Genomic DNA, 23,225 nt, shown 5'->3' with positions numbered 1-23,225 from the left:
GCAGGAAAAGTGGGCAAGGGATACCAATCAGCGAGTGAACATACTCGCAATCGTGAACGCGACAGCGTGAAAATGGAGCGAGCGAACAACGGGAAGACATCTCCGTGAGGCTTGGAGGCAGATCGCGCCAGATCGCCTGCGGCCTGCCGCGGGCGACCTGGCGCCAGCGGACGTCGATCACCGACGCCCGGGGCGGCATGCGGCGATTACTGATCCTGCGCGGTGAACACGAAGGTCAGGTTGCGCTGGAACACCGATTCGAAGCCGCGATACGGCAGCGGCTGCGCGCTCAATACCGCCGCTTCGATCGAGCGCTGGCCCGCCTCGTCGTACGGGCAGCCCGGCGCGACCTTGGCCTCCATCACGCTGCCACCGGGCAGCTGACGGATGTTGATGGTGCACTTCTGGCCGGGCGGCACCGATGGCGGACGCACCCACTGCGCCAGCACCTTCTGCTGGATCGCGGCGGCGTACTTGGCCGACAGGTCGGTACTGGTCCCGCCCTGCCCGGCGGTCGGCTGCGCGCTGGTCGCCGCGGCGGCAGAGGCCTGCTGCGCACGCGCAGCGGCGACCTGGCGCAACTTCTGCTCGGCCAGCGCCGCTTCCTTGGTGGCCTGCTCGCGCTGGCGGCGGATCTCGGCGATCTTCTTCTGGCGTTCGGCTTCTTCGGCCGCCTGCTGGGCGGCGGCCTGCTTCTTCTTGGCGTCGGCTTCTTCCTGCTGCTTGGCCAGGCGCAGTTTCTGCTCGGCCTCTTCCTGGCGCTTGCGCTCGGTCAGGTCGATCTGCTCCTGGCGGCGCTTGGCTTCTTGTTCCTGCTTGGCCTTTTCGGCGGAAATGGCCAATGCATCGACCTTGTCCTGATCGACCTTGTCCGGCTGGGCCACGCGCTCCTGCGCCTGCGCCTGCTGCGGGGTGGGCGCGTCCTGCGGGCGCGGCTCGGGAATCGGCTGCGGCGGCGGCACGCTGTCTTCCGGTGCGGGCTCGGGCAATGGCGCCGGCGGCGGCGGTGCTTCCACCGGCGTGGCCTTCAGCGCCTGACGCGCCACGCGGGCCTCGGCAGCGGAGACGTCCAGCGAGGCCTCCATGCTGGGATCGCCTGCGGCCGGTTCCACCGAACGTTCCGGCGACCACAGCCAGCCGGCGATGAACACCAGCGCGACCAGTACGTGCACGACCAGGGCCAGGACCACCGGCCGCAGCCAGCCATCCTCGCGCGCACCTTGGGTGGGGAATGCGTCAGCGTGCATCGCTGCCTGCGGTGCCGCCGGAGTCGGAAATCAGGCCGACCTTCTCGACCTTGGCCTGCTTGAGCACATCGATGGCGTCCATGATCTTCTGGTACGGCGCTGCGCGATCGCCGGCCACCACCACGCGCGCGTCCTTGTCCTGGGCCACGATGGCGGCCAGCTGCGCCTGCAGCGCCGCCACATCCATCGGCTGCGGCTTGCCCTTGGGCAATTGCAGGGCCAGCTGGCCATCGGCCGCCACCACCACGATCACCGGGTCTTGCTTGCTGTCCAGCGCCTTGGCGCGCGAGCTCGGCAGGTTGACGTCGGTGCTCAGGGTCAACAGTGGTGCGGTCACCATGAAGATGATCAACAGCACCAGCATCACGTCGATGTACGGCACGACGTTGATGTCGGATTTGAGCTTGCGCTTCTTGCGGCGGGAAATACCGGAAATCATCGCGAAACGTTCCTAATTGATCCTCGGCGCCGGGCGGCAGCGGGATGGCGCGGCGCCCGGGAGAGGGACAGCCGCGCAGGGCGCTGTGCATCGACGCGACTGGCTCGCCCGGCCATCTCCCGCACCAAACTGCGCGGATGCATGCCGGGAGCGCGCATCACTCGTCCGCGCCAGCCTGGCGCTGCAGGATGGAGCTGAACTCGTCGGCGAAGGTTTCATAGCGCACCGACAGCCGTTCCACCCGGGTGGTGAAGCGGTTGTAGGCCCACACCGCCGGGATCGCCACGAACAGGCCGATCGCGGTGGCGAACAGCGCTTCGGAGATACCCGGCGCCACCGCGGCGATGCCGGCCTGCTCGCCGCTGCTGACCATGTCGTGCATGGTCACCATGATGCCGAATACGGTGCCGACCAGGCCGACATACGGCGCGGTGGAGCCGATGTTGGCCAACAGTTCCAGGTTGCGCTCGAGCTGATCGACTTCGCGGGTGAAGGTGGTGCGCATGGCGCGCTGGGCACCTTCCAGCTGCACGCGCGCATCCAGGCGGCGGCGGTCGCGCAGCCGCGAGAATTCGCGAAAACCGCTTTCGAACATCGCTTCCAGACCACCGACGCTGCGGTTGCGGTCGGTGGCCGAGGCGTACAGCTTGGCCAGATCGGCACCCGACCAGAAGCGGTTCTCGAACTCGTCGGCCTCGCGATTGGCCAGCTTGAACGCGCGCGCCTTGCGGAAAATGATCACCCAGCTGATGAACGAACCGATCAGCAGCAACAGCACGATGATCTTGACCGGGATACTGGCCCGCAGGATCAGGTCCACGTAGTTGATGCTGCTGTTGTGCGCCGCCGTGGCGGTTTGCGCCGCGGCCGCGGTGACTTCCTGCGGCAGTGCTTCCACTACCGTGTCCTGCAGGGCCAGGAGCAATGCAATCGACATCCGTTCGTTCCTCAGTAATCGGATTCTGGAGTTTCTAGAGCTTTCAAAACGTCGTATACCGCGTCGTCCATGCCGCATGGGCGGAAGTCGCCGGCACCGAGCGCGGCAATGCGCACCTGTGCGGTCAGCAACACTTCGCCTTCGCGGCGCACCGACTGCGCGAACAGCAGGCTGGCCCGTTTGCACTTCAACAACACCGCCGACACCGACAACGCGTCGTCGAGCCGGGCCGGCTTGAGGAAATCCAGTTGCATCGAGCGGACCGCAAACACCAGACCATGCTGCTGGCGCATCGCCTCCTGCCCGTAACCGGCCGCGCGCATCCATTCGCTGCGCGCACGCTCCAGAAAGGCGACGTAGCGCGCGTGGTAGACCACCCCACCGGCGTCGGTATCTTCCCAGTAGACGCGTGTCGGCCAACTGAATACAGCCGGGGAGTCGGGAGTCGGGAATCGGGATTCGATGGTCATGGGGACGAAATTTTGATCGGGACCGCCCGGGCGGGCGAGCAAAGGAGCGCCATCAAAACAGTTCCCCCGGGTCCCCGGTCCCGGGTCCCGGGTCCCGAGGTTTTAGGCCCAGGTGCAGATAGGCCTTGGGCGTGACCATGCGGCCGCGCGCGGTGCGGATCAGAAAGCCCTGCTGGATCAGGTAGGGCTCGACCACGTCTTCCAGCGTGCCGCGTTCTTCCGACAGCGAGGCCGCCAGCGATTCCACGCCTACCGGGCCGCCATCGAAGTGCTCGACGATGGTGCGCAGCATGCGGCGGTCGAGCTCGTCGAAGCCCTCCGGATCCACTTTCAGCATCTGCATGGCCGCCTGCGCCACCGGCAGATCGATATGGCCGGCGGCCTTGACCTGCGCGTAGTCGCGCACCCGGCGCAGCAGGCGATTGGCGATCCGCGGCGTGCCACGGGCGCGACGCGCGATCTCGCCCGCGCCTTCGGCCGTGCAATCGATGCCCAGGATCGCCGCCGAGCGGATCACGATACGGGTCAGCTCGGCCGGCGAATAGAACTCCAGCCGTTGCACGATGCCGAAACGATCGCGCAGCGGTGCCGTCAGCAGGCCCGCACGCGTGGTGGCACCGATCAGGGTGAACGGCGGCAGATCGATCTTGATCGAGCGCGCGGCCGGGCCGTCGCCGATCATGATGTCGATCTGGAAATCTTCCATCGCCGGATACAGCACTTCTTCCACCACCGGCGACAGGCGATGGATCTCGTCGATGAACAGCACATCGTGCGGCTGCAGGTTGGTCAGCAGCGCGGCCAGATCGCCGGCCTTTTCGATCACCGGGCCGGAGGTCACGCGCAGGCTGACGCCCAGCTCGTTGGCAATGACGTGGCTCAGCGTGGTCTTGCCCAGGCCCGGCGGCCCGAAGATCAGCACATGGTCCATCGCCTCGCTGCGCGCCTTGGCAGCCTGGATGTAGATTTCCATCTGCTCGCGCACCGGCTGCTGGCCGAGATAGTCGGCCAGGCGCTTGGGCCGGATGCTCGCATCGGCGGCATCGTCTTCGCGGGTGGAGCTGCTGGCGATGATGCGCTGCTCGGTCATCCCGCCATCTTCTCATGCCGCGCACCGATGGCCCAGGGTCTAGAAATCAAGCTCGGCCTGCCGCAGCACGCTGAAGAACGCGTCGAAGCTCGGTGCGCGCCAGGTCGGCACCAGCTGCTCCCACAGCTCGAAATAGACCACCTCCGGCTCGCACTGCGGGCCGCGCGCGCGATAGTCCAGGCACAGCAGGCAATCGACGTTGTGACACGACAGCACCAGCACCTGATCCAGACCGGCATGCAGGCACGCCGCAGCGCGGAAGTCGGAGGGGTCTTCGAAGCCCGCAGCCAGATCCAGCACGCTGCCGATGCTCGCCAACGGCAGCAGATAGCGATCCACCAGCACGCATTCCCAATCCACGTAGTGGTCGGAGGGAAAACGGGTCCGCGGCACCCAGCACCAGCCGGTGTCGCCGCCGTCCTGCACGCCGTAAAGGCGTTTGAACAGTGCCGGCAGGCGTACGCCCAGCCGGGCTTCGGCGGCGGCCAGCGCATCGCTGCCGGCCGCAGTCCCGGCCTCGTTCCAGTGCCCGGGGCCGCTCCAGAACGTGTTCACTGCGGGCGGCTGCGGCTGCCACTGCACCGTATTTCCATCATGCTTGGCCTGCAAGGCCGGCGACCAGTAGTGGACGTCGACCAGTTGCGAGAGCAAGGCATCGACAGTGGCGAACACGCACAACCGGCGATTCTTGCCTGCATCGACGTAGACCAGGGTGGGCTCGGTATCCGGTGCCGAATAGTCCAGGCACAGCGCCCGGCTCGGCGAGCGGTCATCGGCGGCGATGGCGATCAGGCGGCGGTCGTCGTCGCCGATGGCCAGCCCGGCATAGGCGTCATCGCGATACTCCTCGCGAACACAGACCTCGGCGAAAGAAAACAGCTCCGCGCTGCCGAGTAAGCGTGCACGCGGGATCAGCCACTCGGCCTTGAGCCAGTTGTCCGGCTCCTCAAGAGATTGACCACGCGCCATCTGCACCGCGCCGCCGTCGTAGCGTGCGTACAGCCCGCGCAACCAGGCCGGCAGGCGCACGCCGAGACGCTCTTGCGCTGCAGCGATCGCGGCATCGGTGGCCGGCACGCGCCCCAGGTTGAGTGCTTCGTCCCAGAAGGTGTCCAGGCTCGGCGAGCGACCGTAGACCATCCACTTGAGCGCGGCCATGCTCAGATCTCCACTTGCGCGCCCAACTCGACCAGGCGGTTGCCGGGGATGCGGAAGAACCCGGTCGCCGGTGCGGCATTGCGATGCATCAGTGCGAACAGCTTGTCGCGCCAGATCGGCATGCCGCGGTTGGCGCTGGCCACGATGGTCTCGCGGCTGGCGAAGAAGGTGGTGTCCATCGGGTCGAAGTGGATGCCGCCCTGGTCGCAGGAGCGCATCAAGGCCAAGGGCACGTCGGGCGTTTCCATGAAGCCGAAGCGCACGTACACGCGATAGAACTCATCGCCGATCGATTCGATCTGCAGACGCTTGTCCACCGGCGCATAGGGAATCGGCAGGGTGTCCACGTTGAGGAAGATGTTGCGTTCGTGCAGCACCTTGTTGTGCTTGAGGTTGTGCATCAGCGCATGCGGCACCACCATCGGGTCGGCGGTGAGGAACACCGCCATGCCCGGCACGCGCGCCGGCGGCGCCAGCATCAGCCCGGGCAGGAAGCTGTCGATGCGGATACCGTCCTTGCGGATCTCCTCGCGCAGCAACGCACGGCCGCGGCGCCAGGTGCGCATCAGGGTGAACACCACGATGCCCAGTGCCAGCGGGAACCAGGCGCCCTGCAACAGCTTGGCGCCATTGGCGACGACGAAGGCCAGCTCGATGATGAAGAACACCACGCACAGCGGCAGCACCCAGCTGCGCCAGCGCGGCCACAGCGCGCGCGCCACCAGCGCCAGCAGCAGGGTGTCGATCAGCATGGTCATCGACACCGAGATGCCGTAGGCCACCGCCAGGTTGGTGGAGCTGCGGAAGATCAGCACCAGCGCGATGACCATCACCATCAATAGCCAGTTGATACCGGGCACGTAGATCTGCCCGATGGTGTCGCGCGAGGTGTGCTTGACCAGCATGCGCGGGATGTAGCCCAGCTGCATGGCCTGGCGCGCCACCGAATAGGCACCGGTGATCACCGCCTGCGAGGCGATCACCGCCGCCAGCGTGGCCAGGATGATCATCGGATACAGCGCCCAGCCCGGCACCGCTTCGAAGAACGGGTTTTTCAGCGCGGACGGGTGGTTGAGCACCAGCGCGCCCTGCCCCAGATAGTTCAGCAGCAGCATCGGCAGCACGAAGAAGTACCAGCCGTGGCGGATCGGGCGCGCACCGAAGTGGCCCATGTCCGCATACAGCGCCTCGCCGCCGGTCACCGCCAGCACCACCGCGCCGAGGATGAACACGCCGTGCCAGCCGTGCTCCAGAAAGAAGCGGATTGCCCACCAGGGATTGAAGGCCTTCATCACTTCCGGCGCATCGACGATGTTCCAGGCGCCGATCGCCCCCAGCGACAGGAACCACAGGCAGGTGATCGGCCCGAACACCTTGCCGACCTTCTCGGTACCGAAGCGCTGGGCCATGAACACCAGCAGCAGCACCACCACGGTGATCGGCACGATGAACGGGTGCAGGCTGGGCGCGGCGATCTCCAGGCCTTCCACCGCGCCCATCACCGAGATGGCCGGAGTGATCACGCCGTCGCCGAAGAATAGCGAGGCGCCGAAGATGCCGAGGATGCCCACCACGTAGGCCGAACGCGAGCCATGCCTGAGAGTGCGCTGGGCCAGCGCCATCAGCGCCATGATGCCGCCCTCGCCGTCGTTGTCGGCGCGCATGATGATGGTGACGTACTTCAGCGTCACCGTGATCATCAGCGCCCAGAACGCCAGCGACAGCACGCCCAGCACGGTGTCGTGGTCGCTGGTCAACCCGTAGTGCGGCGAGAACGCCTCCTTCAGGGTGTACAGCGGGCTGGTGCCGATATCGCCGAACACGACGCCGATGGCGCCGATGACCAGGGCCATGTGGCCGTTGGCGGGCGCGTGGCCGTGGCCCGCTGCAGGAGTGGAGGTCTGTGACATGGGTGCGCAGGGTATCGCCGAAGGGCGTGAAGAATGGGAAAGGCCGAGACTGCTTAACGCAGCGCGGCCTGGAGGGCCTTGCGAATGACCGTGGCGACATCGTCGCCTTCCGCCCCGGCGTCGCGTGCCATGCGCGCAGCCTCGGCCGGCTTGTAGCCCAGTTGCTGCAGCGCGACGGTGGCCTCGGACACCGCATCCGGACCGAGCTGGCCGGTGATCGGCGCGCCGCTGCTGAAGTCGGCGGCGCGGTCGCGCAGCTCCACCACCATGCGCTCGGCGGTCTTCTTGCCGATGCCCGGAATGCGGGTGAGCGCGGTGATGTCGCCGCTGGTGATCAGCCGGGCGAACTCGTCCACGCTGACCCCGGACAACACCGCCAGCGCGATCTTTGCGCCGATGCCGGTGACCTTCTGCACGTCGCGGAACAGGCGCCGCTCGCCCTCGCGCAGGAAGCCGTACAGCGCGACGCTGTCTTCCTTCTGCGCGTAGTGGGTGAACAGGATGACGTCGCGGCCGACATCGGGCAGGTCGTAGAAGGTGCTCATCGGCGCCTCCAGCTCGTACCCCACTCCGCCCACATCGATCACCAGCCACGGCGGCTGCTTGTAGGCCAGAATGCCGCGCAGACGGCCGATCATTGGGCACCGCCGCGGCGGTGCCGGGATTGGGCATTCGGAATTGGGGATTGGTTATTTCCCTCGCGGCCGTTAACGACTGCCGCATACAGCCCCATCAACTCAGCGCAGGCGGACCCGCTTTTGCGAATCCCCAATCCCGAATCCCGACTCCCGATTCTCATTTCTTCCGGCTCCAGGCCAGTTGGGTGTTGACGCCCAGGCGCTGCGCGGTGGCGCGCACATGGGCGTGGGTGATGGCGACGGCCAGTGCATCGGCGGCGTCGGGCTGCAGCTTGCCTTTCAGGTTGAGCATGATGCCGACCATGTGCTGGACCTGCAGCTTGTCCGCACCGCCCTTGCCGACCAGCGCGAGCTTGATTTCGGTGGCCGCGTACTCGTGCACCGGCAGTTCGCGCATGACCACCGCGCAGATCGCCGCACCGCGGGCGTGGCCGAGCTTGAGCGCCGAATCGGCGCTCTTGCCCATGAAGACCTTCTCGATCGCCACTTCCTGCGGCCGGTAGGTATCGATCAACTCGCCCAGCCCGTGCAGCAGCCGCTTGAGCCGCTGGGAGAAGTCGCCCTCGCCCAGCAGCATCAGCGGCGCGTGGTGCACATGCCGGCTGCGACCGCTCTCGTCGATATCGATGATGCCGACCCCGGTGCGCTGCGAGCCGGGATCGATGCCCAGGATGCGGATCATTGGGGGGCCGGGATTGGGGATTGGAGATTCGGGATTGGTAACCTGCGCGCAGCGCGGTGCGTCCATCGCTGTCGCGAATCCCGAATGCCCAATCCCGCCATCCCGGCCTGCATCAGGCGCCAAGCGCCGCTTGATCGACGTTCGAATACACGTCCTGCACGTCGTCCAGGTCTTCGAGCATGTCCAGCAGCTTGCGGACCTGCACGGCGGTGTCGCTGTCGACGGCGATGTCGTTCTCGGCGCGGAAGGTGATTTCGGCGTGCGCGGGCTCCAGGCCGGCGGCGGCCAGGGCGTCCCGGACCTGGGCGAAGGCGTCCGGCGCGGTCAGCACGTCGATGGCGCCATCCTCCGGGTACACCACCACATCGTCGGCGCCGGCTTCGATGGCGGCATCGGTGAGCGCGTCTTCATCGACGCCAGCGGCGAAGCTGAGCACGCCCAGGCGCTTGAACATGAAGGCCACCGAGCCCTCGGTGCCCATGTTGCCGCCGCACTTGCTGAAGGCGTGGCGCACATCGGCTACGGTGCGCACGCGGTTGTCGGTGAGGCAGTCCACGATCACCGCCACGCCGCCGGGCGCATAGCCTTCGTAGCGGATTTCCTCGTACTCCACTCCTTCCAGCTCGCCGGTGGATTTCTTGATGGCGCGCTCCATCACGTCCTTGGACATGTTGGACGACAGGGCCTTGTCCATGGCGGTGCGCAGGCGCGGGTTGTTGGACGGGTCGCCGCCGCCGGCGCGGGCGGCCACGCTGATCTCGCGGATGATCTTGGTGAACATCTTGCCGCGTTTGGCGTCGGAGGCGTTCTTGCGGCCTTCGATGGAGGGGCCTCTACCCATGGGTGGTTCCAGACTGGCTTGGATGACAGGGCGCGGATTTTACCTGATTGCTTGCACTCACCGGGGCCGCGACATGCGCCAGCGGATGTTCACTGCCGAAAGCGGCCCTGGCGCAGGAAGGCCAGCGCCTGCGCGGCGGCAGCCGGCGAGCGCAGCAGGCCGCTGTGGCTGGCCTGCACCACGCAGTGGTCGCGCAGCCCGGGCAGGCGGGTTTCGGCCAGCGCCACGGTGCCGTCGGAGTCGCCGTCCAGTGGCGCCAGCCAGCGGCCGACGCCACGCGGGATGCAGCCGGCCACCTGACCGATCTCGGCCGCACCTTCCCACTGCGCAAAGCCCTGCTGCAGCAACGCGGCGCTGCGACCCATGGCCCAGACGCCGCCACGCCGGGCCAGCCCGCGCGCGGCAGCGCTGCCGCACAGCGGCGAGCCCAGGCAGACCACCCGCCGCACCGGCAGGTCGGGCGCCTCATGCAAGGCCTGCACCGCCATCAGCCCGCCCAGGCTGTGACAGACCAGCAGCTGCGCACCACTGCTGCGCACGCGCGCGATCAGCTGCGGCACCGCCTGCGCCGGACCGCCCAGCACGCTGGCGTAGCCGAACAGCGCCGGCGCCAGCCCGTCGCCACGTAGCCGGCGGGCCAGTGGCAGCAGCCAGTGCGCGGTATTCCAGATGCCATGCACCAGCAGCACATCGGCCGTGGTGGTGGTCGATTGCTTGCGCGCGCTGCGTCGCGGGGCGACCGCAAGGGCCGAAGATGCGCTGGACAAGGGCAGGAGGACCGGAACGTGGCGCGCGGGCGTCGGGCAAGGCGGACGCGGCGCAGGACCTGCAGTGTACGAGCGCCCGGTGCTGGCGCATGAACGGAGGCGGTGCGGCGGACCACGCCAATCCCGAATCTCTAATCCCCCAATCCCCGCCCCTCGCTCAGCCCGCGGCAGCGATCGGCCCACGCCGCAGGATGAACTCGCGGTCGATGATCTTGCCGACCGGAAAATCGTACTCGCCCACCTTCTCGAAACCGTAGCGGGCATAGAAGCGCTGGGCGCCGAAGTTTTCCGACCACACCCCGATCCACAGCGTGCGCGGGCCGTCGCGCTCCAGCCACTCCAGCGCGGTTTCGAACAAGCGGCTGCCCCAGCCGCTGCTTTGATAGTCCTTGAGCAGATACAAGCGCTTGAGCTCACCATCGCCGGGGCGCACGTCCTCATGCGGCAAGCCGCACGGACCGGCGGCGGCGTGGCCGACCAGCAGGTTGTCCAGCTCCAGCAGCCAGATCGCATAGTCCGGCTGCGCCAGCACGATGCGTGCGCGCTCGACCGCGTAGGTCTCTTCGAGAAAGCCGCGCAGGTCTTCCTGCGGGTAGAGATGACCGAAGGTTTCGGTAAAGGTCTGCGCAGCCAGAAGCGACAAGGCTTCGGCATCGTCCGGCGTGGCGCGGCGGATGCGGGTCATGCGGGCTTCTCGTGCCGGATGGACGTGGCAGCTTGTCGCATGCGGCGTTGGTGGTGCAAGCGGGGGGATTCGGGATTCGGGATTCGGGATTCGGGATTCGGGAGTCGGGATTCGGGAGTCGGGAGAGCGACAAGCAGGGGCCGCGGCCCGGTAAGCGGCAGGCTGTGCCGGATCTGCGATGGGCGCCGGCTTCGGTATTGCTTGCAGCGGGGACCGGGGGCGCGGTGACATGGCGGCGCGGTGTGCCATGCCTTGCGTGGCGGGTCCTGCCCAACGCTTTCTATGAAGGCATCAACGGCGCCGAATCGGAGCGCGGTGCTGGCTGCGTGTGGCCCGGCAGCGCCACCCGGCCACGCACTCGGCGTGGCCAGGCCCGATGCAGGTCAGGCCTGCTTGGGACGCACCTGCACGTGCACTTCGGCCAGTTGCTCGGCGGCGATCGGCGACGGGGCGTCGGTCATCAGGTCCTGCGCGCCGGTGGTCTTGGGGAACGGGATCACGTCGCGGATGGATTCGGTGCCGGCCATCAGCGCGGCGATGCGGTCGATGCCGAAGGCGATGCCGCCGTGCGGCGGTGCGCCGTAGTTCAATGCGTCCAGCAGGAAGCCGAACTTGGCCCGCGCTTCGTCGGCACCGATGCCAAGCAGTTCGAACACCGCGCTCTGCATGTCCGGGCGATGGATACGGATCGAGCCGCCGCCGATTTCATTGCCGTTGAGCACCATGTCGTAGCCGCGCGATACCGCAGTGCGGGCATTGGCGCGCAGGTCGGCGATATCGTCCACCGCCGGTGCGGTGAAGGGGTGATGCAGGGCGACGTAGCGCTGCGCTTCCTCGTCCCATTCGAACATCGGGAAGTCGGTTACCCACAGCGGCGCCCAGCCATCGGCGACCAGGTTGAAGTCCTTGCCGGCCTTCAGGCGCAGCGCGCCCATGAAATCGGACACCTTGGTGTAGCCGCCGGCACCGAAGAACACGATGTCGCCATTGCCTGCACCCACGTGCTTGAGCAGCGCGGCGAACGCGTCTTCGGAGAAGAACTTGGCGATCGGCGAGCTGACTTCGCCGGTCTCCGACAGCTTGATGTAGGCCAGACCCTTGGCGCCGTATTTGGCGGCGTGCGCGGCGTAGTCGTCGATCTGCTTGCGCGAGAGCGTGGCACCGCCCGGAATGCGCAGCGCAGCCACGCGACCGTCGGCATCGTTGGCGGCGGCGGTGAACACCGGGAATTCGCTGCTCTTGACCAGCTCGGCCACATCGACCAGTTCCAGCGCGATGCGCAGGTCCGGCTTGTCCGAGCCATAGCGACGCATCGCCTCGGCCCAGGTCATGCGCGGGAACTGCGCGGCCAGCTCCACATCCACCACTTCCTTGAAGATGGCGCGGATCATGTCTTCGACGAAATCCTGCACGTCGCGCTCGCGCACGAAGGCGAACTCCATGTCCAGCTGGGTGAATTCCAGCTGGCGATCGGCACGCAGCGCCTCGTCACGGAAGCAGCGTGCGATCTGGTAGTAGCGGTCGAAGCCGGCCACCATCAGGATCTGCTTGAACAGCTGCGGGCTCTGCGGCAACGCGTAGAACTCGCCCGGATGCATGCGCGCCGGCACCAGGAAGTCGCGCGCGCCTTCCGGGGTGGCCTTGGTCAGGATCGGGGTTTCGATGTCCTGGAAGCCGCGCGCATCCAGGTGCCGGCGCAGCGCCTGCACCAGCTTGATGCGGGTGCGCTGCATGCGCTGCATCTCCGGACGGCGCAGGTCCAGATATCGGTACTTCAGGCGGGTGTCCTCGCCGGGGTTTTCGTGCGCATGGAACGGTAGCGGCGCGGCCTTGTTGAGGATGCTGATACGCGTGGCGATCACCTCCACCTTGCCGGAGCGCAGCTTGTCGTTGACCGCGTGGCGCGCACGCACCACGCCTTCGACCTGCAGCACGTCCTCGTAGCCCAGGCTGGCGGCGACCTTGAACACCTCGGCGGAGTTGGCGTCGCCTTCGGCCGGCTCCACCGTCACCTGCACGATGCCTTCGTGGTCGCGCAGGTCGATGAAGCACACCCCGCCCAGATTGCGGGCCACGTCGGTCCAGCCGGCGAGAGTGACGGTTTGGCCGATCATGGTCTCGTCGACCAGGCCGCAGAAGTGGGTACGCATCGAAAGCTCCGCTGAAAACCCGACGCAGGACGGCGCCGGAAAGCCGGATATTCTGGGGCCGGCGGCCGGCGGGAGCAAATGCGGCGGCGGTCACCGGCGCTTAAGTCAGGGCCCGGCTGAATAGGCGCCACGCCCCTCCCGCACCAAGGACGCCTCGATGCTGCGCACCGCCCTGCTGATCTCCAGCTTCAGTCTGATCACCCTCGCTGGCGCACTGGGCAGCCGCCCCGCCGCCGCGCAGGACCGCGGCTTCAATGGCCCCAGCATCACCTGTTCCAGCAACGACAACCGCCGCCGCGAGTGCGACACCCCGTTTCGCGGGCGCGCCGCGCTGGTGGAGAACATCTCCGGCACCCGCTGCATCGAAGGCCGCAACTGGGGCAGCGAGCGCGGCCGGATCTGGGTGGATAACGGTTGCCGTGGCCGCTTCGTCGAGGCGCGTGGCGGCTGGGGCGGTGGCGGCTGGAATGGCGGCGACGACCGCCCTGGCAACGCCGCCGCCGGCACCGTGCGCTGCGAGAGCCGCGACCAGCGCCAGGCGATCTGCAACACCGGCTGGCGGCGCGCCATGATCGTGCGCCAGCTTTCGGGCACCCCCTGCGTGGAGGGCCGCAACTGGCACCAGGAGAACGGCCGGATCTGGGTGGACGACGGGTGCCGGGCCGAGTTTGCGCAGGCCCGCGGCGGCGGCTGGGATCGCGATGACGGGTACGGCGGCCGCCCCGACGGCAATTACTCGGTGACCTGCAGCAGCGACGACCGCCGCCTGCGCACCTGCGACTGGAACGGCCGCGCCGGCCGCCCGGTGTTGACCCGGCAACTCTCGAACACCCGTTGCGAAGAAGGTCGCACCTGGGGCTACGACCCGCGCCGCTCCACCGTCTGGGTCAACGACGGTTGCCGCGCACGCTTCGACGCACGCTGATCCGGAGCGGCGCATGGATGCGCCGTAGTCGGGCCCACGCCGCATGCGGCGCAGGCCGGGCGCGTACCGTCGGCGACAGGCAGCAGCCGCCCGCCCCGTTCAACCGCCCCACGGCGCGGGCGGCAACGCGACCGGCTGGGTAAGATCGAACGCCACTCGAAACAGCCGCCCGTCCGGGCGACTCAGCTCATACACCACGCGCCGGCCTGGCTCGACCTCGATGGCCCAGGTGTTGTGCAACGAGGCAGTGGCACCCAATCGCTTGAACAAGGCAATCGAGTCGGCATCCACCGGGAATTCCTGGCGGCTGGCGCTGCCGGCGCCCGTGCTGTCCCCACCGTAGCCGGTCAGTGCATCGGCGCTGCCGTCGGCATGGCGATGGTCGTGCCTGAGCCGCAGGCCGGCCGGGGTGCGGGTCAGCACCCAGGTGCGCGAATGGTCCTTGCCCACGTGCAACGGCACCCGCAGCGTGCGCGTCGGCTCCTGGCAACCGCGCACATGCATCACCAATGCCTTGCCGGCAAACGGGCCGGGCGTGGCCGATGCGGGCGTGTCGACCAGCACGCGGCCGGCAAAGGCCTGCCCGCAGGAGGCGGCGAGCGCAGCCAGGAAGCGATCCGCCGGCGCGTCCGGGTTGGCGCGGCTCGACGGGGCGGAAACGATGCATCCGCTCAGTACCGCGACCAGCAGCCCTGGCCAGCAGCGCAGAGCCAGCCTGGCGACCAGGCCGCGCCTTGCCGTGATCACGCCTTGCCGTGATCACGCCTTGTCGGACGCCGGCTTGGCCGGAGCCGGGGCGGCCGGAGCGGCCGGTTTGCTGTCGCTGGCAGCTGCTGGCTTGGCGTCGCCGCCGCCACTGGTTTCGGTGAGGTTCTTCTTCTTTTCGCCGGCCGACTTGAAATCGGTCTCGTACCAGCCGCTGCCGGACAAGCGGAACGCCGGCGCGGTGACCTGGCGCTTGATGGTGGCTGCGGCGCAGGCCGGGCAGGTCTGCGGATCGGGGTCGGCCATCTTCTGCAGGCGGTCGAATGTGTGGCCGCAGGTGGTGCACTGGAACGCGTAGATGGGCATGACGAAGGCTATTGGAAGACGATGCGGGGGGCGCAGATTCTAGACGGATGCGCAGGCGCTGGCGCAACGGCGCGCCGCGATGCGCGGCAAGGCCGGCAACCTCGCCGTGTTGTCGAAATGCTCGCCGCAGATGCCGCGCGCAGCAGCGTCGCCACGCAACGTCCGTTGGCGCGCACGCGCGCATGGCCGGCCGGTGCGACGCATACGCAGCCACTGCGCGTGCGGGACTGCATGCATATGGCGATTCGCTTCGTCTGCCCGGGTCCCGTTGCTGCGGGTGGTTCGCTGCGAATCTGCCAGCCGCATCACGCCGGGCCGCGCTGGCCGCATCCACCGGACTGCTACACTCGATGCCGTGATCGACGCGACGTTCTCCCCACGAGTGCCGCATCCATGCTGCGGTTGACCGCCCTGCTGCTTGGCGTTGCCCTGTTGCTGACCGGCAGCGGGCTGCTGGGTACCTTGCTTGCCGTACGCGGCGGCCTGGCCGGCTTCGACGCGCGTGCGCTGGGGCTGATCATGTCCGGCTACTTTGCCGGCTTCTTTCTGGGCACCTTCTTCGCACCGCCGCTGATTCGGCGCATCGGGCATATCCGCGCCTTCGCGTTCTATGCATCGCTAGCGGCCATTGCGGTGCTGCTGCATCCGATCTGGCTGACCCCATGGGGTTGGGGCGTGCTGCGGCTGGTCACCGGTGCAGCGCTGGTGGGCCTGTACACGGTGATCGAAAGCTGGCTCAACGCCGAGCCGGATGCGCGCCGGCGCAGCCGGGTGTTTTCGGTGTACATGGCGATCAACCTGTCGGCGCTGGCACTAGGGCAGATCCTGCTCACCATTGGCGATGCAGGCGCACCGGCGATGTTCACGCTGACGGCGATCCTGTTCTGTGCAGCCGTCATGCCGGTGATGACCACGCGGCTGATCCCGCCCGAGGTGCCGCAGGTCTCGCGGCTGCGGTTGATCACGTTGTATGCGCTGGCGCCGGTGGCGACGATGGGCGCCGGCCTTTCCGGCCTGGCGATGGGTGCGTTCTGGGGCCTGCTGCCGGTATACGCCAACCGCATCGGGCTGGATGCCGACGGCGTGGCGATGTTCATGCTCACCGCCATCGTGGGCGGCGCGGTATTGCAGTGGCCGATCGGGCGCATCAGCGATGGCCACGACCGCCGGATCGGCCTGGTCGCGGTCAGCGTACTGGCTGCCGGCGCTGCCATCGCCGCGGCCGTGCCGATGGTGCAGGCGCAGACCACACTGCTGTTCGTGCTGTTCTTCGTCTATGGCGGCCTGGCGTTTTCGCTGTACCCGTTTGCGGTGGCGCACATGCTGGACTATCTGCCGCGCGAAGACCTGTTGTCCGGCTGCAGCAGCCTGCTGCTGGTGCATGGCGTGGGCGCGGCCATCGGCCCGGCACTGGCCGGCGGTGCGATGCAGAAGTTCGGCCCGGCCGCCTTGCCGGTGTATTTCGCCGTGATGTTGCTGGCGCTGGCCGGCTTTACGCTGTCGCGGCTGCTACGCTTTGCGCGCCGTCGCACGCACCCCATTGCGTTCCGTCCGATGCTGCGCACCACGCCATCGGCACTGGAATTGATGCCGGAAACGCAGCAAACCGAAGCGGCGCGAAGCAGCACGCGCGGCTGACGACAGCGAACAAGCGGCAACCGCCAGGTCTGCTTCAGCACCGTGCCGCCTTCGAAGATCTCCGGCAGCCTGGACACCGACAGAGCGTCTGCATGCCCGGACGCATCGCGCAAGCAGCAAGTGCACCCTGCACTGCGCTCACACCTCGCAAGGCATCCGGCACTGTTGCGATGCCGCCGCGGCCACACGGCCACATGTCGCACTGAAGGCTGAGCGGTGCAAGTGTCATGCGCGCTCAAGGACGCGATGCATCGCCATTCCGGCAAGCATCGCGGGAACGAACCACAAGGCCTCCACCGAGCCGGTTCCCAGCCCGGCGAGCGCAGGTCCCGGGCAATAGCCGGCAAGACCCCAACCAATTCCGAACAGGGCTGCGCCGGCCAGCAACCGGCGGTCTACCGGTCGCGCGCTGGCCAGTTGAAACGTCTCGGCAAACACGGGCCTGTTGCGGCGTAGCACGAAGCGGAACGCCATGGCGGTGGTAGCAACGGCACCGCCGAGAACGAGGACCAAGGATGGGTCGAACTGACCGAACACGTCGAGGAAACCGAGGACGCGGCGCGCATCGGTCATGCCGGACATGGCCAGCCCCAGCCCGAACAGCACCCCGGACAGCAAGGCCGCAAACGAAAGCTTCTTCATCGTCAATTCCACAGGTGTTTGACGACGAACACCGTCGCCATCGCAGTGACCATGAACGTGAGGACTGCGGCCGCGGAGCGCAACGAAAACAGACCGAGCCCGCACACGCCGTGACCGCTGGTGCAGCCATTGCCCATGCGGGTGCCCAGGCCTACAAGCAGACCGGCGGCAATCAGACCCAGGCGAGCATGGTCGCTACGTGGTAGCGGCGCACCTGGAACCAGCCGCATGTACAGGCCCGCGGCGACGATCAAGCCAAGCAGAAACATCGCCCGCCACCACACATCCCCTGCTTTCGGAACCAGCAGGCCGGCGAGGATTCCGCTGACGCCGGCGATGCGACCATTCAGCCAAAGCAGAAGCGTTGCGGACAGGCCGATCAGTACGCCACCGGAAAGGGGGATGAGCCATGTCACGATGCGTCGACTCCCAGCTGGTTCAAAGGAAGCCGCAAGTACCGGATGCCATTGGCGCAAGGCGGGGGCAACTCGCCCGCACGGATATTCACCTGCAAGGAGGGAAGGATCAGCCTGGGCGCTGCCAGGGTGGCATCGCGTTCGGTCCTCATCTTCACGAATGCAGCTTCGTCTATTCCGCCGCCAATATGGACATTGCGCTGCGCCTGATCTTCCAGCGAGCTTAGCGCGTGCGCCTGGCGTCCGGTGGACGGGTAGTCGTGGCACAGGAACAGGCGCGTATCGCGCGGCAGATCGAATAGCGTATGGATGGAACGATACAGTTTGCGCGCATCGCCACTCGGAAAATCCGCCCGCGCGGTTCCTGTTTCGGGAGCAAATACCGTGTCACCCACGAACGCCGCATCGCCGATGAGATAGGTGAGGCTGTCGTCGGTGTGGCCCGGCGTGGCGATTGCACGCGCCTGCAGCTGGCCGATCGCAAACGTCTCCCCATCGGCAAACAGCCGGTCGAACTGGCGACCATCTGTCGCAAACTCACGCTCAAGTCCGAACAACGCCTTGAAACGTTCCTGCACCCGGGTAATGCCATGGCCGATGGCCACGCGCGCTCCGGTCTTGCGCTTGAGGTAGGCCGCAGCGGTCAGGTGATCGGCATGTGCATGGGTCTCCAGGATCCAGTTCACGCGCAAGGCGTGTTGGTCCGCAAACGCAAGCACGCGATCTGCCGATGTGGTCTGGGTCCGGGCCTGGGCGGAGTCGTAGTCCAATACCGGGTCGACAATGGCGCAGCGTCCGCCGTCCTGGTCATACACCAGATGCGTGAAGGTGGACGTCGCTGAATCGTAGAAGCTTCGAACCTGCGGATTCATCCGGATTGCCTTGCGCTTTTATTTAGTTTTACCTAAATTAGGTCCTCCTACACCTGTTTTCAAGAAAATTCTCAAGCAAGCAGCCATGAGCCGTTCACCGAAGCAAAAGAGGTCGATCCCGTCTCCCGAACAGATGTTGCGCTATGCCGATGAGGCGGCAGCGCTGCTCAAGGCGTTGGCGCATCCGGCGCGCCTACTTGTGCTCTGCCAGCTTGTCGAAGGCGAATCCTCGGTAGGGGATCTGCAGCCAATCACGGGCCTGAGCATGTCGGCGCTCTCGCAGCATCTTGCGGTGTTGCGCGAGATGGCCCTTGTCACCACGCGCCGCGAGTCGCAGACCATCTACTACGCGCTCGCCGAGGGCCCGGCTGTCAGCGTCATCGATGCGTTGTGCGCCGCGTATTGCGGTGGCCAGGAATCCAGGCAGTGACCTCCCTGCAAATCGTGCTGGCCGCACTGGCGGGAGGCGCAGTGGGATTCACGCTCGGACTGGTCGGCGGCGGCGGTTCGATCCTGGCGGTGCCGCTCATGGTCTATCTGGTGGGCGTGCAGGATCCGCACGTGGCGATCGGAACCAGCGCACTGGCGGTAGCGGCCAACGCGCTGATCGGCCTGACCAATCATGCTCGCAAGCACAACGTCAAATGGCGCTGTGCAGCGGCATTTGCGACAGCCGGCGTGGTGGGCGCATGGTTCGGTGCGACGCTGGGCAAGACGATGGATGGGCAGAGGTTGCTCGCGCTGTTTGCCCTGTTGATGCTGGCCGTGGCCGGCATGATGGTGCGCTCGCGCGGCCGCGATGGCGACCCTTCCGTGATGTTCAACCTGAGCAATGCGCCCAAGCTGCTGGGAGCCGGCGCAGCCACCGGCCTGCTCTCCGGCTTCTTTGGCATCGGCGGGGGATTTCTGGTCGTTCCCGGCCTTATCGCGTCGACCGGCATGCCGATTCTGTTCGCGGTCGGCTCCTCACTGGTGGCGGTCAGCGCGTTTGGCCTGACAACCGCCATCAGTTATGCCAGTTCCGGCCTGGTCGCCTGGTCGTTGGCTGGAATCTTCATCTCCGGTGGAGCGATCGGCAGCCTGTTCGGCGCGCGTCTGGCCACGCGCCTGGCCCACCGCAATGGCTTGCTCAACCTCGTTCTCGCCGGCCTGATCGTTGCTGTTGCGCTCTACATGCTGTTGCGTGCTGCCAGCGCGTTTGGCTGGCTCTAAACGTCATTCCCGCCCACGTGTCGCCGGAAGCCATTCGATGACGACTCCCATACTGTTTTTCGAAGGCCATTACGCCAGCGGCCAACCGACGCAGCTTCAATTGGCCGAGCTTGCCCGCAAGGGTGTGCGAACGGTGATCAACCTGCGCACACCCGAGGAGCCGGTGGACTACGACGAAGCGATGGAAGCTGACCGACTTGGCCTGCGATACGCCACGCTACCGATCGCCGATGCCAGTGATCTTGACACCACCCGGATACATGCGTTCGGACGGCTGCTCGATCAGGCCCGCCGCGAGGGCGAGGTCTTGATCCACTGCGCCAGCTCCAACCGCGTAGGTGCGATGGTTGCGCTCGACCAGGTGTTCAACCGGGGAACACCGCTTGCCGCGGCACTCGAACATGGACGCGCTGCCGGCCTGAAGACACTGGAACCTGCCGTGATCGCGCTTGCTCAAACGGCGGGTACGCAGCGCTGACCCGCGCTGTGGATAGGCGCTTATGATCCGGTGATCGTGACGTCGATTGCACCGTCAAAAGCCGTAACGGCGAAGCCCCTTCCAGCATCTGGGACCCATACCACGGCCCTGGCATCTCACGCCAAAGCACTGCGCTTCGGCACCCAGACAGCGGTAACCGCTCGCCCTGGCAACCGGCCCCGGGGCAGCATCGATTGGGTGATCACAGCCGCATCGGTTGCGCGGTCATCATCACGCAACGCAAGCGCGGCAGGCTGCGGCCATCCCCTCCTTCGCCTGCTGGATTGCAATGGATTCGATGTCCTGCCCGCGCGTGCGCCATCCGGCCACGCTTGCCTTGCTGCTGGTTCCGCTGACCTTTCCCGCATACGCGCAACAGGTCCCCGACGGCGCAGCACCATCCGCGCCGCTTGCAGCCGGCAATGGCAATGGCAATGGCAATGGCGAGCAGGTCTCCACGCTGGATCAGGTGCAGGTGGTCGGCCAGGCGATGACCTATTCCAAGACCACGGTAAGCAAGGAGATGCTGGACCGCCAGTTCGTGATGGGCAGCGTCAACGACGCACTCAACGAGCTGCCGGGTGTGGTGGTGACCGAAGCCGATGCATTCGGCTCGTCCGATTGGGGCACGCAGATCAGCATGCGCGGCTTTGTCAGCAACCGCGATACGCAGCAGATCGGCACCACCATCGATGGCGTGCCCAATGGCGGTTCGGCCTATGGCGGCGGCTCCAAGGCCAACCGCTTCATCGACATGCCGGACCTGGAGACGGTGGAAGTGAGCCAGGGCACCGCCGATATCGGCTCGCGCTCGAACGAAGCGCTGGGCGGCACCTTGAACTACCTCACCGGCGAGCCGCTGGAAGAACAGCGCGTACGGGTGATCGGCGGCATCGGCGACAACCAGGCGCGCAAGTACTACGCGCGCTACGACACCGGCCTGCTCGGTGGGAGCACCCGCGCCTGGATCAGCGGCTCGTCGGCACGCAATGACGACTGGATCGACGGTAGCGGCCACACCAGCCGCGATCATCTGGCCGGCAAGTTCGCCAGTGCGTTGGACACGTGGACGCTCAGCGGCTACGCCTCCTACGACGATGCCGACGAATCCGAATACACCAGCGTGACGCCGGAGCAGTTCGCGCGCGACCCCGAGCACGACCTGTTGACTGGAACGCTCACCGGCATCCCGTATCTGGACCAGAACTACCGCTCCGGCTCGCGTGCATTGCGCAAGAATACCTTCGGCTACCTGCGCGGCGCCTTCGATGGCGGCAACGGGTTCAAGACCACGCTCACCGGCTATGCGCATCGCATGCAGGGCCGCGGTGACTGGATTCCGCCATATCTGGTGGACGTCACCAACGATGGTGTGGGTGCGCGGGAATCGGAGGCGCGCGGCGGCAGCACCGTGTATGGCGGCAGCGATCTTGGCAAGCTGTATTACCTGACCCCGGGCGGCGCAGCCGCGACGATGCTGGCCGGTTGCAGCGGCAGCGATGCGGTGCCGGCCGAGTCCAACCCGGCCTGCTATCCGGCCGGCTCGGTGCCGGTGCAGTCGTATCGCCACAGCCATTACGACAACCACCGCGCCGGCGCCATGGCCGATGTGGAATGGCGACACGCCCTTGGGCCGATCGACAACACCGTGCGTGCCGGCGCGTGGCTGGAGCGCTACGACCGTAGCGTCACCCGCGACTGGCATCGCCTGCTCAACGTGGGCACCAACATCGCCTTCGACCATCAGCCGTACTGGGTGCAGTTCAAGGACGACTATCAAACCGACGAGCAGATGTATTACGTGGAAGACGTGATGCGGTACGGCGCCTTCGCCTGGCGCGTGGGCGTCAAGCAATTCTTTCTCGACCAGGCCCGCGACCGCCGCATCGGCGATGCGCAGCACGTGGAGTCGGATGCGCATTCGGACCCATTGCTGTCGGCCGGCCTGACCTGGACCACGCCGGTGCAGGGCCTGGAAGCCTTCGCCGGGTATTCGCAGAACTTCGCCGCGATTCCCTCCGGCGTGCTCGGTGAAACCGACCCGGTCGCACTCAGCCGCGTGCAGCCGGAAACCGCCGACAATATCGAACTAGGCCTGCGCATCAGCCGTTGGCCGTTGACCGGCAGCGTCACCCTGTACGACATCCGCTTCGACAACCGCATCGTCTACGTGCCGGCCAACTTCGTCACCGGCATCGACTATCTGGGCGAGACCGACGGCGTGTACGAAAACTTCGGCGGCGTGCATGCACGCGGCGTGGAAGCGGCGCTGGGCTATGGCTGGGACAACGGTTGGCGCCTCAATGGCGCCTACACCTACAACAAGGCCGATTACCTGGGCAGCGGCGATGCGGCGCGCGATGCCGCGCTGGAGATCACCCCAGGCGCGCAGGTGATCGGCCAACCGCGCAATACCGTGGTCATGTCGGCCGACTGGCGCGGGCAGGCATGGCGCATCGGTGTGTCCGGTCGCTATCTGGGCAAGCGCTACCTGGACGCTTCCAACCGCGCCGCGCTCGATGGCGTGACCACCTTCGATGCCAACCTGGGGCTGGAACTGTCGCAGCTGTCCTCGCAGCTGAAGGGCCTGCAGTTGGCGCTCAACGTCAGCAACCTCACCGACAAACGCTACCTGGAAGGCGTGGACGGCAGCGACAGCGCGTTTATCGCGGCGCCGCGCACGGTCGGTTTGACGCTGACGCTGGATCTGTAACGGCGGATCGACCGGTGCGTGGTGCACGGGCGCTGCTGCTGACTTACGCTAGTGAGAGATTTTTAGGTGCGAGTGCTGCGCCCCCATCGCCCTTCGGGCACTTCCCCCGCAGGCGGTGGAAGGCAGCGTTTCCCTTCTCCCGCTGGCGGGAGAAGGTGGCGCGTAGCGCCGGATGAGGGCGGGGCCGGCGGGGCTTGGACACCGGGGGTCCAGAAAGCCCGCGCCTACGCCTGCAACTAGCTGC

Annotated in this window: 24 protein-coding genes; 6 read left to right on the top strand and 18 right to left on the bottom strand. The window is 66.9% G+C overall.

Annotated features, from left to right (window positions below; genetic code table 11):
- Nucleotides 1-206: 206 nt before the first annotated feature.
- The 13 genes from tolA to aspS all read right to left on the bottom strand — a co-directional run bounded on the left by tolA (nucleotide 207) and on the right by aspS (nucleotide 13,014).
- Nucleotides 207-1,247, bottom strand: coding sequence for a cell envelope integrity protein TolA (tolA, locus tag XcodCFBP4690_RS00845; protein WP_104539177.1), 1,041 nt, complete (start codon nucleotides 1,245-1,247; stop codon nucleotides 207-209).
- Nucleotides 1,237-1,686 (bottom strand): protein TolR, encoded by a 450-nt coding sequence (gene tolR, locus XcodCFBP4690_RS00840; RefSeq protein ID WP_104539176.1) that lies wholly within the window; start codon nucleotides 1,684-1,686, stop codon nucleotides 1,237-1,239. Before tolR ends, tolA begins: the two co-directional genes overlap by 11 nt.
- Nucleotides 1,687-1,843: 157 nt before the next feature.
- Nucleotides 1,844-2,623 carry a protein TolQ gene (tolQ, locus tag XcodCFBP4690_RS00835; RefSeq protein ID WP_104539175.1) on the bottom strand — a complete coding sequence of 260 codons (780 nt, stop codon included), beginning with the start codon at nucleotides 2,621-2,623 and terminating at the stop codon, nucleotides 1,844-1,846.
- A gap of 11 nt (nucleotides 2,624-2,634) precedes the next feature.
- Nucleotides 2,635-3,093, bottom strand: a complete 459-nt coding sequence (ybgC, locus tag XcodCFBP4690_RS00830; protein ID WP_104539174.1) for a tol-pal system-associated acyl-CoA thioesterase — start codon at nucleotides 3,091-3,093, stop codon at nucleotides 2,635-2,637.
- A gap of 52 nt (nucleotides 3,094-3,145) precedes the next feature.
- The gene (ruvB, locus tag XcodCFBP4690_RS00825) at nucleotides 3,146-4,183 is read right to left on the bottom strand and encodes a Holliday junction branch migration DNA helicase RuvB (RefSeq protein ID WP_104539173.1); all 1,038 of its coding nucleotides are present in this window, start codon (nucleotides 4,181-4,183) and stop codon (nucleotides 3,146-3,148) included.
- 39 nt (nucleotides 4,184-4,222) lie between these two features.
- Nucleotides 4,223-5,341 (bottom strand): SMI1/KNR4 family protein, encoded by a 1,119-nt coding sequence (locus XcodCFBP4690_RS00820; RefSeq protein WP_104539172.1) that lies wholly within the window; start codon nucleotides 5,339-5,341, stop codon nucleotides 4,223-4,225.
- Between the two features lie 2 nt (nucleotides 5,342-5,343).
- Entirely contained in the window at nucleotides 5,344-7,251 is a 1,908-nt protein-coding gene (locus XcodCFBP4690_RS00815) for a potassium transporter Kup (RefSeq protein ID WP_104539171.1), read from the bottom strand.
- A gap of 53 nt (nucleotides 7,252-7,304) precedes the next feature.
- Nucleotides 7,305-7,889 carry a Holliday junction branch migration protein RuvA gene (ruvA, locus tag XcodCFBP4690_RS00810; RefSeq protein ID WP_104539170.1) on the bottom strand — a complete coding sequence of 195 codons (585 nt, stop codon included), beginning with the start codon at nucleotides 7,887-7,889 and terminating at the stop codon, nucleotides 7,305-7,307.
- 157 nt (nucleotides 7,890-8,046) lie between these two features.
- A complete protein-coding gene (gene ruvC, locus XcodCFBP4690_RS00805; protein ID WP_104539169.1) occupies nucleotides 8,047-8,571 on the bottom strand; it encodes a crossover junction endodeoxyribonuclease RuvC in 525 nt (174 codons plus the stop codon).
- 112 nt (nucleotides 8,572-8,683) lie between these two features.
- Nucleotides 8,684-9,412 (bottom strand): YebC/PmpR family DNA-binding transcriptional regulator, encoded by a 729-nt coding sequence (locus XcodCFBP4690_RS00800; protein ID WP_104539168.1) that lies wholly within the window; start codon nucleotides 9,410-9,412, stop codon nucleotides 8,684-8,686.
- A gap of 89 nt (nucleotides 9,413-9,501) precedes the next feature.
- Entirely contained in the window at nucleotides 9,502-10,179 is a 678-nt protein-coding gene (locus XcodCFBP4690_RS00795; RefSeq protein WP_146091797.1) for an esterase/lipase family protein, read from the bottom strand.
- A 157-nt stretch (nucleotides 10,180-10,336) separates the two neighbouring features.
- Nucleotides 10,337-10,864, bottom strand: a complete 528-nt coding sequence (locus XcodCFBP4690_RS00790; protein ID WP_104539167.1) for a GNAT family N-acetyltransferase — start codon at nucleotides 10,862-10,864, stop codon at nucleotides 10,337-10,339.
- 383 nt (nucleotides 10,865-11,247) lie between these two features.
- On the bottom strand, nucleotides 11,248-13,014 hold the full coding sequence (aspS, locus tag XcodCFBP4690_RS00785) for an aspartate--tRNA ligase (protein WP_104539166.1): 1,767 nt from the start codon (nucleotides 13,012-13,014) through the stop codon (nucleotides 11,248-11,250).
- 157 nt (nucleotides 13,015-13,171) lie between these two features.
- On the opposite strand from aspS, the gene XcodCFBP4690_RS00780 reads away from it, so the two are divergent.
- Complete coding sequence (locus tag XcodCFBP4690_RS00780) at nucleotides 13,172-13,939, top strand: DUF3011 domain-containing protein (RefSeq protein ID WP_104539165.1); 768 nt, start codon at nucleotides 13,172-13,174, stop codon at nucleotides 13,937-13,939.
- Between the two features lie 99 nt (nucleotides 13,940-14,038).
- On the opposite strand, the gene XcodCFBP4690_RS00775 is transcribed toward XcodCFBP4690_RS00780, so the two are convergent.
- Entirely contained in the window at nucleotides 14,039-14,626 is a 588-nt protein-coding gene (locus tag XcodCFBP4690_RS00775; protein ID WP_244183552.1) for a hypothetical protein, read from the bottom strand.
- Between the two features lie 72 nt (nucleotides 14,627-14,698).
- On the bottom strand, nucleotides 14,699-15,010 hold the full coding sequence (locus XcodCFBP4690_RS00770; RefSeq protein ID WP_104539163.1) for an FmdB family zinc ribbon protein: 312 nt from the start codon (nucleotides 15,008-15,010) through the stop codon (nucleotides 14,699-14,701).
- A gap of 393 nt (nucleotides 15,011-15,403) precedes the next feature.
- Here XcodCFBP4690_RS00770 and XcodCFBP4690_RS00760 point away from each other — a divergent pair, with 393 nt between their 5' ends.
- Nucleotides 15,404-16,648, top strand: a complete 1,245-nt coding sequence (locus XcodCFBP4690_RS00760) for an MFS transporter (RefSeq protein ID WP_104539161.1) — start codon at nucleotides 15,404-15,406, stop codon at nucleotides 16,646-16,648.
- 225 nt (nucleotides 16,649-16,873) lie between these two features.
- Here the strand turns inward: XcodCFBP4690_RS00760 and XcodCFBP4690_RS00755 are convergent, their stop codons facing one another.
- Genes XcodCFBP4690_RS00755 through XcodCFBP4690_RS00745 form a run of 3 tightly spaced genes read right to left on the bottom strand, consistent with a single transcriptional unit; the run spans nucleotide 16,874 to nucleotide 18,578 of the window.
- The gene (locus tag XcodCFBP4690_RS00755; RefSeq protein WP_104539160.1) at nucleotides 16,874-17,290 is read right to left on the bottom strand and encodes a DUF6691 family protein; all 417 of its coding nucleotides are present in this window, start codon (nucleotides 17,288-17,290) and stop codon (nucleotides 16,874-16,876) included.
- Between the two features lie 2 nt (nucleotides 17,291-17,292).
- Nucleotides 17,293-17,706: a YeeE/YedE family protein gene (locus XcodCFBP4690_RS00750; RefSeq protein ID WP_104539159.1), complete on the bottom strand. Its 414-nt coding sequence runs from the start codon at nucleotides 17,704-17,706 to the stop codon at nucleotides 17,293-17,295.
- Entirely contained in the window at nucleotides 17,703-18,578 is an 876-nt protein-coding gene (locus XcodCFBP4690_RS00745) for an MBL fold metallo-hydrolase (protein WP_167394407.1), read from the bottom strand. The genes XcodCFBP4690_RS00750 and XcodCFBP4690_RS00745 overlap by 4 nt, the downstream gene beginning before the upstream one ends.
- An 85-nt stretch (nucleotides 18,579-18,663) precedes the next feature.
- Here XcodCFBP4690_RS00745 and XcodCFBP4690_RS00740 point away from each other — a divergent pair, with 85 nt between their 5' ends.
- From XcodCFBP4690_RS00740 to XcodCFBP4690_RS00725, 4 genes are all read left to right on the top strand, one after another.
- A complete protein-coding gene (locus tag XcodCFBP4690_RS00740) occupies nucleotides 18,664-19,008 on the top strand; it encodes an ArsR/SmtB family transcription factor (RefSeq protein WP_104539157.1) in 345 nt (114 codons plus the stop codon).
- Nucleotides 18,996-19,790 (top strand): sulfite exporter TauE/SafE family protein, encoded by a 795-nt coding sequence (locus tag XcodCFBP4690_RS00735; RefSeq protein WP_208622663.1) that lies wholly within the window; start codon nucleotides 18,996-18,998, stop codon nucleotides 19,788-19,790. Before XcodCFBP4690_RS00740 ends, XcodCFBP4690_RS00735 begins: the two co-directional genes overlap by 13 nt.
- Before the next feature lie 37 nt (nucleotides 19,791-19,827).
- Nucleotides 19,828-20,268: a protein tyrosine phosphatase family protein gene (locus tag XcodCFBP4690_RS00730; RefSeq protein WP_104539155.1), complete on the top strand. Its 441-nt coding sequence runs from the start codon at nucleotides 19,828-19,830 to the stop codon at nucleotides 20,266-20,268.
- A 289-nt stretch (nucleotides 20,269-20,557) separates the two neighbouring features.
- Nucleotides 20,558-22,981 (top strand): TonB-dependent receptor domain-containing protein, encoded by a 2,424-nt coding sequence (locus XcodCFBP4690_RS00725; protein WP_104539154.1) that lies wholly within the window; start codon nucleotides 20,558-20,560, stop codon nucleotides 22,979-22,981.
- The last annotated feature ends 244 nt before the right edge of the window (nucleotides 22,982-23,225 follow it).

The organism is Xanthomonas codiaei (genome assembly GCF_002939785.1).
Lineage (GTDB): Bacteria > Pseudomonadota > Gammaproteobacteria > Xanthomonadales > Xanthomonadaceae > Xanthomonas > Xanthomonas codiaei.
This window is presented reverse-complemented; position numbering and strand designations above follow the sequence as displayed.

What these genes read in the sequence shown, in the direction of transcription:
- tolA (WP_104539177.1), bottom strand. Translation starts at nt 1,247, where the DNA reads ATGCACGCTGACGCATTCCCCACCCAAGGTGCGCGCGAGGATGGCTGG.
- tolR (WP_104539176.1), bottom strand. Translation starts at nt 1,686, where the DNA reads ATGATTTCCGGTATTTCCCGCCGCAAGAAGCGCAAGCTCAAATCCGAC.
- tolQ (WP_104539175.1), bottom strand. Translation starts at nt 2,623, where the DNA reads ATGTCGATTGCATTGCTCCTGGCCCTGCAGGACACGGTAGTGGAAGCA.
- ybgC (WP_104539174.1), bottom strand. Translation starts at nt 3,093, where the DNA reads ATGACCATCGAATCCCGATTCCCGACTCCCGACTCCCCGGCTGTATTC.
- ruvB (WP_104539173.1), bottom strand. Translation starts at nt 4,183, where the DNA reads ATGACCGAGCAGCGCATCATCGCCAGCAGCTCCACCCGCGAAGACGAT.
- XcodCFBP4690_RS00820 (WP_104539172.1), bottom strand. Translation starts at nt 5,341, where the DNA reads ATGGCCGCGCTCAAGTGGATGGTCTACGGTCGCTCGCCGAGCCTGGAC.
- XcodCFBP4690_RS00815 (WP_104539171.1), bottom strand. Translation starts at nt 7,251, where the DNA reads ATGTCACAGACCTCCACTCCTGCAGCGGGCCACGGCCACGCGCCCGCC.
- ruvA (WP_104539170.1), bottom strand. Translation starts at nt 7,889, where the DNA reads ATGATCGGCCGTCTGCGCGGCATTCTGGCCTACAAGCAGCCGCCGTGG.
- ruvC (WP_104539169.1), bottom strand. Translation starts at nt 8,571, where the DNA reads ATGATCCGCATCCTGGGCATCGATCCCGGCTCGCAGCGCACCGGGGTC.
- XcodCFBP4690_RS00800 (WP_104539168.1), bottom strand. Translation starts at nt 9,412, where the DNA reads ATGGGTAGAGGCCCCTCCATCGAAGGCCGCAAGAACGCCTCCGACGCC.
- XcodCFBP4690_RS00790 (WP_104539167.1), bottom strand. Translation starts at nt 10,864, where the DNA reads ATGACCCGCATCCGCCGCGCCACGCCGGACGATGCCGAAGCCTTGTCG.
- aspS (WP_104539166.1), bottom strand. Translation starts at nt 13,014, where the DNA reads ATGCGTACCCACTTCTGCGGCCTGGTCGACGAGACCATGATCGGCCAA.
- XcodCFBP4690_RS00780 (WP_104539165.1), top strand. Translation starts at nt 13,172, where the DNA reads ATGCTGCGCACCGCCCTGCTGATCTCCAGCTTCAGTCTGATCACCCTC.
- XcodCFBP4690_RS00770 (WP_104539163.1), bottom strand. Translation starts at nt 15,010, where the DNA reads ATGCCCATCTACGCGTTCCAGTGCACCACCTGCGGCCACACATTCGAC.
- XcodCFBP4690_RS00760 (WP_104539161.1), top strand. Translation starts at nt 15,404, where the DNA reads ATGCTGCGGTTGACCGCCCTGCTGCTTGGCGTTGCCCTGTTGCTGACC.
- XcodCFBP4690_RS00755 (WP_104539160.1), bottom strand. Translation starts at nt 17,290, where the DNA reads ATGAAGAAGCTTTCGTTTGCGGCCTTGCTGTCCGGGGTGCTGTTCGGG.
- XcodCFBP4690_RS00745 (WP_167394407.1), bottom strand. Translation starts at nt 18,578, where the DNA reads ATGAATCCGCAGGTTCGAAGCTTCTACGATTCAGCGACGTCCACCTTC.
- XcodCFBP4690_RS00740 (WP_104539157.1), top strand. Translation starts at nt 18,664, where the DNA reads ATGAGCCGTTCACCGAAGCAAAAGAGGTCGATCCCGTCTCCCGAACAG.
- XcodCFBP4690_RS00730 (WP_104539155.1), top strand. Translation starts at nt 19,828, where the DNA reads ATGACGACTCCCATACTGTTTTTCGAAGGCCATTACGCCAGCGGCCAA.
- XcodCFBP4690_RS00725 (WP_104539154.1), top strand. Translation starts at nt 20,558, where the DNA reads ATGGATTCGATGTCCTGCCCGCGCGTGCGCCATCCGGCCACGCTTGCC.